The sequence below is a fragment of the Oxynema mangrovii CENA135 genome, assembly GCF_016632315.1.
GTDB lineage: Bacteria > Cyanobacteriota > Cyanobacteriia > Cyanobacteriales > Laspinemataceae > Oxynema > Oxynema aestuarii.
Genome location: NZ_JAEOXH010000003.1, coordinates 356,310 through 370,602, shown reverse-complemented (window position 1 = coordinate 370,602; position 14,293 = coordinate 356,310). Strand labels below are relative to the sequence as shown.

11 protein-coding genes are annotated in these 14,293 nt (G+C 52.9%); 8 read left to right on the top strand and 3 right to left on the bottom strand.

The genetic code is table 11. The features are described from left to right. Positions 1-114: 114 nt before the first annotated feature. The 4 genes from JJD41_RS21265 (at position 115) to JJD41_RS21250 (ending at position 7,621) form a co-directional block, all read left to right on the top strand. Positions 115-3,444, top strand: coding sequence for a response regulator (locus JJD41_RS21265; RefSeq protein ID WP_200669500.1), 3,330 nt, complete (start codon positions 115-117; stop codon positions 3,442-3,444). Between the two features lie 98 nt (positions 3,445-3,542). Continuing rightward, on the top strand, positions 3,543-5,462 hold the full coding sequence (gene mnmG / locus JJD41_RS21260; protein ID WP_200669499.1) for a tRNA uridine-5-carboxymethylaminomethyl(34) synthesis enzyme MnmG: 1,920 nt from the start codon (positions 3,543-3,545) through the stop codon (positions 5,460-5,462). Between the two features lie 173 nt (positions 5,463-5,635). Continuing rightward, on the top strand, positions 5,636-6,859 hold the full coding sequence (locus JJD41_RS21255; protein WP_200669498.1) for a hypothetical protein: 1,224 nt from the start codon (positions 5,636-5,638) through the stop codon (positions 6,857-6,859). Positions 6,860-7,021: 162 nt separating this feature from the next. Then, positions 7,022-7,621, top strand: a complete 600-nt coding sequence (locus JJD41_RS21250) for a TIGR04376 family protein (RefSeq protein ID WP_200670234.1) — start codon at positions 7,022-7,024, stop codon at positions 7,619-7,621. A gap of 196 nt (positions 7,622-7,817) precedes the next feature. Here the strand turns inward: JJD41_RS21250 and JJD41_RS21245 are convergent, their stop codons facing one another. Next, positions 7,818-7,988: an NblA/ycf18 family protein gene (locus tag JJD41_RS21245; RefSeq protein ID WP_168567678.1), complete on the bottom strand. Its 171-nt coding sequence runs from the start codon at positions 7,986-7,988 to the stop codon at positions 7,818-7,820. A 241-nt stretch (positions 7,989-8,229) separates the two neighbouring features. Between JJD41_RS21245 and JJD41_RS21240 the strand changes: the two genes are divergently transcribed. The 3 genes from JJD41_RS21240 to JJD41_RS21230 all read left to right on the top strand — a co-directional run bounded on the left by JJD41_RS21240 (position 8,230) and on the right by JJD41_RS21230 (position 10,700). After that, positions 8,230-8,853, top strand: a complete 624-nt coding sequence (locus tag JJD41_RS21240; protein WP_200670233.1) for a phycobiliprotein lyase — start codon at positions 8,230-8,232, stop codon at positions 8,851-8,853. A gap of 9 nt (positions 8,854-8,862) precedes the next feature. Further along, positions 8,863-9,474, top strand: a complete 612-nt coding sequence (locus JJD41_RS21235) for a hypothetical protein (RefSeq protein WP_234489042.1) — start codon at positions 8,863-8,865, stop codon at positions 9,472-9,474. Positions 9,475-9,935: 461 nt separating this feature from the next. Further along, the gene (locus JJD41_RS21230; RefSeq protein WP_200669497.1) at positions 9,936-10,700 is read left to right on the top strand and encodes a phycobilisome rod-core linker polypeptide; all 765 of its coding nucleotides are present in this window, start codon (positions 9,936-9,938) and stop codon (positions 10,698-10,700) included. Between the two features lie 210 nt (positions 10,701-10,910). Here the strand turns inward: JJD41_RS21230 and JJD41_RS21225 are convergent, their stop codons facing one another. Continuing rightward, entirely contained in the window at positions 10,911-11,786 is an 876-nt protein-coding gene (locus JJD41_RS21225; RefSeq protein ID WP_200669496.1) for an S-layer family protein, read from the bottom strand. Positions 11,787-11,862: 76 nt separating this feature from the next. Here JJD41_RS21225 and JJD41_RS21220 point away from each other — a divergent pair. Then, positions 11,863-12,623 (top strand): IS5 family transposase gene (locus JJD41_RS21220; RefSeq protein WP_200664346.1). Its coding sequence is split into 2 segments (ribosomal slippage): positions 11,863-12,289 and positions 12,289-12,623, totalling 762 coding nucleotides; the frame shifts between segments, so codons are not numbered across the junction. On the opposite strand, the gene JJD41_RS21215 is transcribed toward JJD41_RS21220, so the two are convergent. Then, a complete protein-coding gene (locus JJD41_RS21215) occupies positions 12,526-14,244 on the bottom strand; it encodes a filamentous hemagglutinin N-terminal domain-containing protein (RefSeq protein ID WP_200669495.1) in 1,719 nt (572 codons plus the stop codon). The two genes, JJD41_RS21220 and JJD41_RS21215, sit on opposite strands and share 98 nt — an antisense overlap. Positions 14,245-14,293: the final 49 nt, after the last annotated feature.

The window sequence follows — 14,293 nt, the reverse complement described above, 5'->3', positions numbered from 1 at the left end:
TGAGAAGAATTCTTAAGTATCATCTCGTTTCTCGATTAATTTTTAGGGTTTAAAAATTAAGAAGCGGGTCGGTCGATACTCATTTCAACCCCACCATTGTAACAGGGTAAAAAAATGAATACGTTGGCAAAAATACTAACAGCTAATATTGTAATTATTGATGACGATCCGAATAATTTGAGATTGCTGACCAACTTGCTCGCTCGTCACGGATATGAAGTGCGACCGATCGCCAACGGACGCCTCGGGTTATCGGCGATCGCTACCGAACCTCCCGATTTAATTTTATTAGATATTATGATGCCGGATCTCGACGGTTACGAGATCTGCCATCAGCTCAAAGCGAACGAGAAAACCCGCGATATTCCCGTAATTTTTCTGAGTGCTTTATCGGAAGCTTTTGATAAAGTCAAAGCGTTTTCTGTTGGCGGTGTCGATTATATCACAAAACCTTTTCAAGCCAAAGAAGTTTTAGCGAGAATTCAAAATCACTTACAAACATTTAACCTGCAAAAACAGCTTTTTACTCAAAATCAAGCCTTGCAAAAAGAAATTTACGAACGCCAACTCTTAGAAGAAAAACTGAAATCGTCCCAAGAAGAAATTCTAGCATTTTTTGAAGCGATTACCGATATCGTACTGATTCTCGATCGCGACGGAAAGACACTCAAACTGGCGCCAACTCGTCCCGAAAGACTTTACCCTCCAGAAATTGATATTCTGACGCAAACTGTCGAGGCATTTTTTGGCGATCTGCAATCTGACGTAGTGCATTACATTCACGAAGCTTTAGATACCCAATCGGTCCTCAACTACGAATATGGGTTACCTATTGGAGACCAAACCGCCTGGTTTTCTGCCAGAATTGTACCGTGTTCCGAACGCACCGTGGCCTGGGTCGCACGGGATATTAGCGATCGCAAAATTGTCGAAGAAGCACTGCGAGAAAGCGAAGAACGTTTCGAGTTAGCCGTTTCCGGAACCAATGATGGTATTTGGGATTGGGATTTAGAGAGCGATCGCGTTTACTATTCCCCAGTTTGGATGAAGATCTTGGGTTATCAAGAAGGCAAACTCCCTCAACATTTGACGACCTGGAGCGATCGCATTCACCCAGAAGATTTAAACATTGCTTTAGCCGCAATTAACGATCATTTTGAAGGAAAAACAGAAATCTACGAAAATACTCATCGCCTCCAACATAAACAGGGATATTGGATTTGGGTACAAGCGAAAGGACGCTGTTTGCGCGATCGCGACGGTCACCCTTATCGAATCATCGGGACGATCTCCGATATTACACAAAAAAAAGCCGTCGAACAAGCTTTAAAAGAAAGTGCCGAACGAGAAAAAGCACTCTCCACGGTTATTCAAAAAATGCGGCAAAGCCTCGATATCCGTACAATTTTTGCCGCCACCACCTCAGAATTGCGCGAACTGCTCGACTGCGATCGGGTTTTAGTTTATCAATTTAATGAAGATTGGAGCGGGCAATTTGTCGCCGAATCTGTCAATAAAAAATGGGCGACAATCTTACATCATTCTCCCTTATGCGATCGCCTCGTTACGGGTCATAATTGCCCCGTTCGACAGCTAGCTACTAGCGATCTGTTTTTTGAAGACACTTATTTAAAAGAAACCCAAGGCGGATTTTCTCATCAAAATCTGCATTATATCGCCGTTTCTAATGTCGAGGCTCGAAACTTCGACGATTGCTATTTAGATTTACTCGATCGCCTCCAAGCGAAAGCCTATATTACCGTTCCTATTTTTAGTCATAACCAACTCTGGGGATTGCTCGCCATTTATCAAAATGAAACTCCCCGAGACTGGACAGAATCAGAAATTTTTATTGTCATGCAAATCGGTAATCAACTAGGGATTGCCTTGCAACAAGCCGAATTACTCGAACGCACTCAACAACAATCTGAAGCCCTGCAAAAAGCAGTTTTTGCCGCAGACAAAGCCAATCAAATTAAAAGTGAGTTTCTCGCTTCGATGAGTCACGAACTGCGGACGCCCCTCAATGCTATTCTGGGATTCGCTCAAGTCATGAGTAGCGATCCGTCTCTTTCAGAAGAGAACCAGAAAAACCTGTCGATTATCAATCGTTCTGGGGAACATTTACTCGATCTAATTAATGATATTTTAGAACTCTCCAAAATAGAAGCGGGAAGGCTTTCTTTAAATGAGGAAAACTTCGACCTCCTCCAGTTAACCGACAACCTCGAAAAAATGCTGCAACTCAAAGCAGCGTCTAAAGGATTAAAACTTATTTTTGAATATGGCGACGATTTGCCGAGATACATCAAATCCGACGAAGGAAAAGTGCGTCAAGTTCTGCTCAATCTTTTGGGAAATGCGATTAAATTTACCGAAGTCGGTCGGGTGACTTTGCGCCTGCAAGCCGATCGCTCAACCCAGAATAACGATCGCCCTTCTCCATCGTGCCGATTGTACTTTGAAATTGAAGATACGGGATTGGGGATCGCTGCGGAAGAACTGCACTTATTATTTGAGGCGTTCACTCAAACGGAAACGGGCAAAAAATCCCATCAAGGAACGGGATTGGGTTTACCCATTTCGCAAAAGTACGTACAGTTAATGGGGGGTAACATTACGGTTAAGAGTACCCCCGGTTGTGGGAGTTTGTTCGCCTTCGATCTTCCCGTGACTCTCGGGGATGCGAAGGGGGTTGCAAAGGCAAAACCGTCAGCCGAAATTCTCGGGTTATGCCCCAATCAGCCGGAATGCCGTATTTTAATTGTTGACGACATTGCCGAAAGTCGTTTGTTGCTGGTCAAAATCCTCAAGCCGTTGGGATTTTCCATCAAAGAAGCAGAAAACGGTCGAGAAGCGTTGGCGGTTTGGCATCAGTGGCAGCCCCATTTAATTTTAATGGATATGGGAATGCCCGTGATGGATGGATACGAGGCGACGCGGGCGATTCGAGAACAAGAAGCGAACCGAAAAAACCCGGACAGGCGATCGCCGGAAACGGGAGATAAAACGACGATTTTCGCGCTCACGGCGAGTACCTTTACAGAACAGCGCCAAGTAATTTTAGCGGCGGGGTGCGATGATTTTGTTGGCAAGCCATTTCAGAAACAATATTTACTCGAAAAAATTCAGACTTATCTCGGGGTTAAATATGACTATGGAACCGAGGAAGCGTCGCAGCATCGAAACGCCAACGATCGCCCGGCGGTGACGGCGGCTCAAATGGGGGAATGGCTGGTGCAAATGCCCTCACCGTGGCTGCAAAAACTCTACGAGGCAAGCTGCGAGTGTAACGATCTCAAAGTGATAGAATTGCTCGACAATCTACCTCCGGAAGGGGAAAAACTGGCGATCGCCCTGACCGGACTGGCCGAAAATTTCGAGTTTCATAAAATTCTCGACTTATTCGCCTCTTATCTTCCCGAAATCGGCGATCGCCCTTGAACCCAGACAATCCGTTTCCCAATCGCCCGGGCATGGTAACGAGCCAAACCAAACCGCTAAGATAGATAAACCTGTTCCCAGGCACTTGGATGCTGACCATGACCTCATCTACCTCATCTGTAGACTTTCAAGATTGTTTCGATATTGTCGTCGTTGGCGCCGGACATTCCGGTTGCGAAGCCGCCTTGGCGACGGCGCGCCTCGGTTGCCGGACCTTGCTGCTGACCTTGAATTTAGACAAGATCGCGTGGCAACCGTGCAATCCTGCGGTGGGAGGTCCGGCAAAATCCCAGCTTACCCACGAAATCGACGCCCTCGGGGGCGAAATCGGCAAGATGGCCGATCGCACCTACCTGCAAAAGCGGATCCTCAACTCCTCACGCGGTCCGGCAGTGTGGGCCTTGCGCGCTCAAACCGACAAGCGGGAATACTCCCGGGTGATGAAAAATATTGTCGAAAACCAAGACAATTTAGTGTTGCGCGAAGGGATGGTCACCGATTTAGTCCTCGGGCCGAATCAAGAGATCGTCGGCGTCGAGACCTATTTCGGGGTCGCCTTCGGCTGCAAAGCGGTCATTTTAACCACGGGAACTTTTCTCGGCGGTCGGATTTGGGTGGGGAATAAGTCGATGCCTGCGGGACGGGCCGGAGAGTTCCCGGCGGTAGGATTGACGGAAACCTTGAATCGATTGGGGTTTGAAACCGGACGGCTGAAGACGGGAACCCCGGCGCGGGTGGATCGGCGATCGGTCGATTTCAGTCAAATGGAAGCGCAACCGGGGGATGAGGAGGTGCGTTGGTTCAGTTTCGATCCGGAAGTTTGGGTCGAACGGGAACAGATGAATTGCTACCTGACGCGCACTACGGAACAAACCCACCGCCTGATTCGCGAAAATTTACACCTGTCTCCGGTCTACGGGGGCTGGGTGGATGCCAAAGGTCCGCGCTACTGTCCGAGTATTGAGGATAAGATCGTCCGCTTTGCAGATAAGGAAAGTCATCAGATCTTTATCGAACCGGAAGGACGGGATATTCCCGAACTGTACATCCAGGGGTTTTCGACGGGGCTGCCGGAAAAACTACAACTGGCGATGCTGCACAGTTTACCGGGGTTGGAACGCTGCACGATGCTGCGTCCGGCGTATGCGGTGGAGTACGACTATTTGCCCGCGACCCAGTGTTATCCGACGTTGATGACGAAGGCGATCGAAGGGCTGTTTTGTGCGGGGCAAATTAACGGCACCACGGGTTATGAAGAGGCGGCGGCCCAGGGTCTCGTGGCGGGGATCAATGCGGCGCGGTTTGCCCGGGGGGAAGAAATGGTGATTTTCCCGCGCGAGGAGAGTTACATCGGGACGTTGGTGGACGATTTGTGTACGAAGGATTTACGCGAACCGTACCGGATGTTGACGAGTCGTTCGGAGTACCGTTTGTTGCTGCGATCGGATAATGCGGACCGCCGCCTGACGCCGTTGGGTCGGGAACTGGGAACGATCGACGATCGCCGTTGGCAGTTGTTTACCCGCAAGCAGGGGCAAATCGAGGCGGAGAAAAAACGGCTGCAGGAGACGCGGATTAAGGAACAGGAGGAATTGGGGGTGGCGATCGCCTCGGATACCCAACAACGGATTAAAGGGTCGATTACGTTGGCCGAACTCTTGCGCCGTCCGGGGTTCCATACCGCCGACCTCGACCGCTACGGTCTGGGGAATCCGTCCCTGAGTGTCCCGGAACGAGAAGGGGCGGAAATCGATATTAAATATTCCGGTTATATCGAACGCCAACAACACCAGATCGAGCAAATGTCTCGCCAAGCCAACCGCAAGTTACCCGCGAATTTGGATTACAGCCAAATCGAAACTCTTTCGATGGAAGCGCGGGAAAAATTGGCGAAGGTCAAACCGCTTACGGTCGGTCAAGCTAGCCGTTTGGGTGGGGTGAATCCGGCGGATATTAATGCTTTGTTAATTTATTTAGAAGTGCGAGGACGGCAATTGGCGACCTCGGCTTCGAGTTAAGGGCGATCGCGACCCGATCTCCCTCCCCTTCTCCCTCCTCGTCTGTGGTTGCACGATCTCCCGTGCAAGTGGTAAGACTAAACCAAAGATAATGGAACGCGGGAGCGGCGATCGCTCGTTTCTGTTGTCTCCTTCGCGGCGGTATCCCATCATTTCCCTTTCCCTAAAAAGCTATGTCTCAGGATCTCAGCACTAAACCCATCGACCCCGCCCAAGCGGGAACCTCCGGCGATCGCATTCCGGGAGAACCGTGGTCCGTGGATGCGTCTGCCGATCGCCTGATGGACGAACTGTTTGAAGATGTAGACCGGGTGCTCGAAGGCGGCACCTCCCTGCCGAAATCCGTCAAAGCCCCGGAAACGGTCAAGTTAAAGTCGATCCAAGTTCCCCAGATCGTCATGCCGCCGTTGGTGATGCCGCGTCCCCCTCGCGAAGACGCGACCACCGTGGACGCGAAAGCTACCCGAACGGGAGACAAGAAGAAACAAAAAACGGGCAAATCCTTCGATCGCCTCTTGTTCGGCGGCGCCTGCGCCTTACTCGCCCTCACCGTCGGCTTATTGCTCGCCAATCGCGAACCGTTGCAGCGTCTCTGGTTCAAATTTCAACCCCAAACGGCTCAAGCCCCCGTTCCGGCGGCCAAAACCCCCGAACAGCTCCAAGCCGATGCCGATGCCGCTTTTGTGGAATACATGCAGCGATCGCTCGAAGCGATGGATCGCCAAGCAGTCGGCGCCCCGACCGAACCCGTCCCGGTGCCGAATACGGCCCTGCAAGTGCCGATGCCCCCGGCGCCCACGGTCAACGTCAACGTCCCGCCTCAAAACGTGACGGTGACCGCACCCCATCAGGGCAATTTGGCAGAAGTGTTGAATCGGATCGCGATCGCCCTCGAACGCGGCATCAATCCCACCCTGGTTCAACCGAATCTCACGGTTACCGTTCCCAAATCGCCCAAACCGCCACAACAAACCGCCGCCGCCCCGTCTCCTGCGGCTTCCCCGTCTCCTGCGGCTTCCCCTTCTCCGACGACGGCCCCGTCGCCCAAACCCGCCCCGAAAGTCGTCGCCCCAGAACCGACGGTCGCCGCCGCGCCACCCCCCGCCGCCGCGAGTCCGTCCCCCGAACCCGCCCCCGAACCCGCGCCCCCGGCGCCGACGGCTGAACCGACGACCCCCGCTTCTAGCGCCCCGGGAACGGTTCACACCTTAGTGGGGATTTTGGAGTTGGGCGATCGCTCCGCCGCCCTGTTCGAGATTAACGGCGTCGCCCGCCGCGTCAACATCGGCGAAAGCATCGGCTCTAGCGGCTGGACCTTGGTCGAAGTCGAGCAAGGCGAAGCCGTCATCCGCCGCAACGGAGAAGTGAGATCTATTTTTGCCGGACAATCGTTCTAACTCGTGTATTACTACTCGTGTTGTTCGTTATTGGTCGAACGGCGTGAGGTTTATTGGGGTCAATAAACATTTGTACCGATGGGGGGAACGGTTGGCACGGATCCGGCGATCGCGCTCGACCGCCGCCGTCCGATAACGAACCTATGCGAGGAGTTTTTGCCGATGAGCTTATTCGATGATGTCAGTCGTTTTTTAGAAAGTCGTCTCGACGAATTCATGCGTAACAATCCCCATCTAGAATTACAAGTTTTAGAAGAACAGTTACGCGAACAAGAAGAAGACGCCCTCAAGCTAATTGCCGAGTCCCAGCTCAAAGAAAAGCAGTTACAAGACCAAATCCTCTCCACCGCTCAAGAGATCCAACGCTGGCACGAACGCATCTCTAAAGCGCGCCAAGCCGGACGCGACGACCTCAAACGCGCCGCCGAGGAACGCGAAGCCGCCCTTCTGCGCCAAGGAAATCAGTTGTGGGGACAAATGCAAGGGGTCAAAGATCGGATTGCAAAAGCCAGAGAGTTACAACGCCAGATCCAAGTCCGCCGCCAAGAAGTGAGAGCGAAAGCGACTGAGGCGGCAGCGTCGCGAGCCAAAGCCGAAGCCCAAAACAGTCAAAACACTCAAAGCAGTCAGAGCAGTTGGGATACGGGGTGGAATCAGAATTATCGCAGCTTTAGCAGTTCCATGGACCCCCTAGAGCAAGAGTTCCAACGCTGGGAGACCGATGACGAATTGGAAAAGATGAAACGCAATATGGGAAGGTAGAGGGTTTTAGATTTTGGATTTTAGATTTTGGATTTTGGATTGAGACCGTAATGCTTCCGTTCTAGATTCTAGCTTCGAGGCGGGCAAGATGCTCGCCCTAGGGTTTCCCACTTGCCACGCCACACACCAAAAACGCTCCCCTCGTTCGGACGAGTGGGAGCGCTTTTGTCTTTTCCGTTGCTCGGGCGCAGTTGCACTACGCCCCTCGCTTCAGTAAGTGCTTGAACAAATTGTCTTTGACCATGTTTTGTCTAAGGACTTCGAGTAGGTATTCTTGCGCCTGTTCCCGGCTGAGGCTCTTGACTTGGTCGCGCAGGACTTCGAGTTTGAATTGTTGTTCTAAGCTGAGTTGAGTGGGAATATCCATGATTTTCGCTCCTTGTGGTCTGTTGTTGTTTGTCTCCCCCGTCTTTAAAGACGCGGTTTCGAGCAAACGGGTTTCGCTTAAATGTAAATTATCGTTACTTTGGCTTGACAATCTGTCCAATATGTACATTTTAAAACTAATTATTGCTACAAAAATTTATCAAAGGGTTCAGGATTTATCATAAAAGGGGTCAAACTAGAGCCAATTGACGAAATAAAAGGGATAAAAATTCATGAGTCAGATGGACGCAATGGAATTTTTCAGACAAAGTGCCGGGAAGTGGCGATCGCAACGGACGACGCACCACCTGGCTTTTAGAAGAGCTGAAATGGGGGATTCTCAGATTGAGGTGGAAACCCTGGAAGCGGATCATCCGAAAGTGATTGAAATCTGCGAGTTGCACGAGGTCGATCCGAGTCGGACTGTCGGCGGGGCGTTCGTCACCTGGCACGGGTCGATGGATTGGGACCGCGACAGTGAAAATCACCAAGGTTCGACGGTATTCGCGTTAGTACCGGAAGCAGACAATCCGCGACGCGGCCAGCTTTTGCGCGAGCGCGGCTATGCGGAAATTGTCCCGGTGGCGGGTCGTTACGAAATTGACGATGAAGATGCCTTAGTGCTGACGACGGAGTACGAAACCATGAGCGCGATCGAGCGGTTTTGGTTTCCCCAACCGAATATGCGGGTGAGAACCAGTACGGTGAAACGGTTTGGCGGGTTTAGCAGCGCGTCTTTTTGTACGGAAATTCGCATGGAGGAGTCGGCTAACGGTTCCGGGTCGGCGACAGGCGGGGGCAGCGCGCCAGGAGCTAGCAACAATGGCGCCAACGGCGCGCAGTTTTATTCTGTATTGGGATGGTAAAGATAGAGATTGAGCCGAGTTCCAGAGTCAACTGATGTTTTCGGGTCGGGCGCCGGGAGCGCGTCCGCCGCGATCGCCGATCCGTTCGTTCGGGGGAGTGACTACCTCAATCGAGTGCGGCAATTGGCCTTAGATCCGAGCGATATCGAGCTACCGGAGGACATTAACGATCGCATTCACATTTGTACGTGGATTGGCGAGCATGGCGATGCCGTCAACGCCGAATTGCAAAGCTGCCTCGACGCTTGCCATCAATGTTTTGGGGGCGATCGACGGCGCCCGATGCGGATTCTGGCGGCACCGTTAGCCGAACGTCTCGGAGTAGATGCCCTGTGCAACATTCACCTCGATCCGGTGGTGATTTTTGTCGATGTCGGACGGATCGATCCGGCAGATTGGTTGAGCGTCGTCGTTCACGAATACGCCCACGCCCACCTCAAATCTCCCGGTCACGGGCGATCCTTTTTAGAAGTGGTCACTCATTTATGTTTGGGATTGGGACTGCCCCCCCCGACAGTGGAGGGAACCGGAGACGCCCCCGACGATGAAAAGCTCTTGCGCCATTGGCCTCATTGCCAGTCCACTCGGGATCCCCAGAGGTGGTGGCGGGGCAGTCCCTAAAAATTGTCGAGAAATATTACAGATTGTTGCGTTCCCTCAGAAAAATGAGACTGAGATCGCCGTCATCCCTTACTCTGAATGATGTCTATCCAAATGAGCTGCACAACACCAGTCACCATCTGCGATCGAGGCGGGTACTAGGTTTCGCGCAGTCCAGCCGACTGACGCATTCAGCAGCCAATTTTCCCGGTGTTTGGGGAATCTCCACCCCTAACCTTTAAGTTGGGTGGAGAGGATGTCAATCTCGATCGCCCGACCTACTGGAGGCACCCAGGAAGTCATGCCTGTAAACCCCAAGCGAACGAGATCGAACGAGGTGACTCGCTCGATCTCGCACAGTCCGGGATACAGGAAATTCCTTCAGTGATGGAGGAACTCCCCTCAGCTCGTCGTTCGAGAGGCCGGGGGGAGGTGTCAACCATAGAAAAATAACCAGATTTTCAGATTACGGAGATTCTGACGTGGCAATTCCTTTGTTAGAGTACGCTCCAAACAGTCAAAACCAGCGTGTTTCTGGATTTGAAATACCGACTGAAGAGCAACCTAGAATTTACTCCACCGAAACCATGCCCTCGCCGAGCGAGATCGAGGAGTTAATCTGGGCCGCTTACCGCCAGATTTTCAGCGAACATCAAATCCTCAAAAGCAACCGCCAGACCTTTTTGGAGTCTCAACTCAAATACGGTCAAATTACCGTGCGCGATTTCATTCGCGGTTTGGTGCTTTCGGATGCGTTCCTGCGCTTGAACTTCCAGACCAACAGTAACTATCGCTTCGTCGAAATTTGCGTCCAACGGGTTCTCGGACGCGACATCTACAACGAGCGTGAAAAAATTGCTTGGTCGATCGCGATCGCGACCAAAGGCGTTCAAGGCTTCATCGACACCTTACTCGACAGCGAAGAATACTTAGACGCTTTCGGCTACGATACCGTTCCTTACCAACGCCGTCGGATCCTGCCGCAACAAGCCAAAGGCGAAGTTCCTTTCAACCTCAAAACCCCGCGTTACGGCGAATACCACCGCAGTCAATTGGGTTTCCCCCAAGCGATCTGGCAAGTTCAAGTCCGCCGTTTCGTCCCCCAAGACAAACAAGCTCGCGAAGGCGACCCCAACCGCTTTTTGGGTTTGGCGCGGCAGCTTAACTTTGCCAAAGGTGCCACGCCTCCGAGGGTGTCTACGGTCAACATGAACTATCAAAACATGGTTCCTTACCGCAAGCGCTAATCTCAATTGAGTCGGTCGGCTTAATTGACGATTTTGCTCGGTCAATTGAGGGACAAGACGCCAAAGACGGGACACGGGAGAAGATCTCAAAAAGATCTCAAGTGGTTTGTTTTTGGTGGCTTGTCTCTTCTCGCCAGCTCTGCTCAATTTGTGCAACGCCGTTGTTCTCATTCGATCGCGATCGCGATATTTGCCAAAAGGTTCGATCGACTAAAAACAGGTCGGCACCTTAATCAAGCTCGCTGCCGTTCGAGGAGCCACCAACTCCAGACGATCGCCGCGCTTGACCCAGTGCGTGGCTTCCCGGGGGGCTTCGGATAAGATTTCCGACTGGGGGGAGGGGGCGATCGCGCCCTCCTCGGTCCCGAAATCTTGCAAGTCTTGCCAAAAAACTTGCGGGACGATCGCCTCAGTGGGAGCGTTCGGCAAGCCGCCGCGTCCGACGAGGGCGAACGAATTCTCCCGATGGGTCACGCAGCCGTAATTGAGTTTCAAACTCCCCGCCATTAACGGAGTCGGCAATTGCAAAGACCCGCGACTCGGATCCACTTCCGGAGAATCGATCGCCACCGTACCCGAAATCCCAAACTGAGAACTCGCCGTGATATCGCTTTCCGAGGTCAGCCTCGGACGAAAGGCGATCCCGAAAATCCCGCGCGCCTCGATCTCGATCTGGCCCCCGACCCCTTCAAACGCATTGGCGACGATATCGCTATTCCCCTCAGCCACGACTAAATCGCTGTTGAGGGTCAAATTACCGCCGTTCCCCGTCCCTCCCGCTTCCGTCGTAATTTGACTGCGATCGCGCAAGGTCAGAAGATCGCCAATATACACTTGCAGGTCGCCGCCTTCCCCGGATTGGGTCGATCCGGTAATTTTTCCTTGATTTTCCAGCATCACCCGCTCCACATTGAGGGTCAGGGTCCCCGCATTACCGTCGCCGTCGTTTTTGACGCTAATCAAACCGCGATCGCTCACCCGCAACATGGGGGTCGTTATTTGCAAATCCCCGGCATTCCCGGAAACGCGATCGGGAAGGCGAAACAGTTCGCGCAAGAACGGATCGAGAACGTTAGGGTCTGTCATCAATTAAGAAAATTGACAAAAATAGTGAAATGTGTGTAGCCTGCTACCCGTTCACTCAAGATAGCTCAAAACCGGGATGAAACGGCGTTACGCTTTACGAGACGACCAATGGCAACGCATTGAACACCTGCTTCCGGGTCGTCCGGGTACAGTTGGGGTCACAGCTAAAGATAACCGTTTATTCGTCGAAGCCGTGTTGTATCGCTTTCGAGCAGGGATTCCTTGGCGAGATCTTCCCGAACGCTTTGGGGATTTTCGAGTCGTCCACACACGCTTCACTCGCTGGTCAAAAACTGGGGTGTGGGAGCGCGTTTTCCAAGTCCTCTGCGAGGAAGCCGATAACGAATATGCTGCCATCGATTCCACCATTGTGCGAGCGCATCAGCACAGTGCTGGAGCATCAGGGAGTTCAGCCGAAGAGGAAAATATCGGTCGTAGCCGAGGCGGGTTGAGTACGAAAATTCATGCGGTGGTGGATGCTTTGGGGAATCCCATATCTTTTTTTTAACTCCCGGTCAGGCCAGCGATCTAGTCGGTGCCGAGCGGTTGCTACCATCAGTGGAAGTCCAGGCACTGCTAGCGGATAAAGCTTACGATGCCGACGAACGAGTCAGACAACCGTTGCACGAGCGAGGGATTGAAGTCGTCATTCCCTCGAAAAAGAATCGAAAACAAGCCCACGATTACGATCGATTCTTGTATCAAACCCGACATCTGGTGGAAAACTTCTTTGCCAAGCTCAAACAGTATCGAGGGATTGCCACTCGTTATGACAAGCGCTCGGTGAACTTCCTGGGTGGCATTTACCTGGCTGCATCCGTGATTTGGCTGGCTTAAATGTCCGCAGGCGCTTTCCTCCACATTTGGTCACTTTTGTCAACCTACATAATTGATGACACGCCCTAGACGAGGCATCGATTTGACTCGTATTAAATAACGCCGGAGTCTCGCCGCGTACTTCGATAAATTCGGACGCCTCCACGGTCAAACTGCCTGCATTTCCAAACGCTACATTAGTCGCACTCACCCGTCCCCCTTTTAAAACCGAGAGTCGTCCGGTGGCGATCTCCAAATTACCCCCCGGTCCGGTCGCAAAGGTCGAGGCGGATAAAATCCCCTCGTCAATATTGACCGCTTCGCGGGTTCGCACCTGTACGTTACCGCCGCGACCCGTACCGAAGGTAATCGAGGAGACTTGTCCGGAGTTGGCGACGGTTAAGGTTCCGGCGGATAAGTCCAGATTGCCGCCACTGCCCGATCCGAAGGTTTGAGCGGTCATCACCGTACTAGTCCGGGTATCGGATCCGACAAAAATCGACTGAGTGGCGTCGATGCGGATGTCGCCGCCTTTTCCACTGTCGAAACTATTCGATCGCACGTCTCCTTGTCGTTCCAGACGGACTCGGGTCCCCGTAATGACGATCGCGGCCCCTTCTCCCGAGGCGATCGTTTCGCTTTTGAGGCTGCTGCGAATACCGTCACTACTGGTTCCGCGCAGGATGACGCCGTCGCGACTGGCGATTTGCAATGGTGGCGCCGTTTCGCCGCCTCGGTTTTGGGAAAAGATCGAGGATCCGCCTTCTAAGGTCAGCAAGTGCCCTCGCACGTCGATCGCCCCGGGACGATCGCCCGTGACGCCGACCAAAGCGCGCGATCGCAGGGTAATCTCGTCAAACTGGTCGATGGCGCTGTAATCGAAGCTGAAACCGGAATCTGTCCGGGCCAGACCGACGCGAACCGGGCGATCGTGACGACCGACCGCCCCCAAGGCGATCGCGCCGTTGTCCGCTTCGAGAATGGCGCCGGACAGGTTCACGGAACCGCCGATCAGGGCGAGGGTCGCACCGGGTTCGACGCCTAAATTGGCGGGGCGATCGCCGCGAACTGTCGGCACCGGGCGCGTTTGAACCGCCAGGTCGTGACCGAATCCGGCGGCATCAATCGAGCCGGGTTCCCTGCCGAATTGGATCCCCGTCGGTACGCCGACCGTCAGTAATGGGGGCGCGTTCGCTTCGCTGGCGCTGTAGAAACTGCCGTTGTCCCACACGAGGCGATCGGCGCTGGTGGCGACAAAGGAACCGCCGAGTTCGAGGCGCGCATTCGGCCCGAAGCGAATCCCGTTAGGATTGAGTAGAAACAAGTCTGCGCCGCCATTGGCGCGAATTAAACCGTCGATTTGCGATCGATGGGTTCCGGTGACGCGGGTCAGAATTGTAGCAATCTCCGGCCCTTGGTTAAAAAAGGCTTCGCCGCCTGTCGGGAGGGAAAAGTCTTCAAAACTGTGGAAGAGTAAATCGCCCGATCGCGTGCCGCCTGTAATGACGCGAACGCCGTCAGTTTCCGTGACAGTGGAGTTTTCCGGCAAACTGCGATCGGGAATAATTTGAGCGCGTGGGGGCGATGCAGTCCACAGGAGACAGGCGATCGAACTGAGGAGTAATCGTAGAGCAGAGTTCATAGAAAAAGGACGACCAGCAAGCATGAATCGTGGCCGATGTCTCCCGATG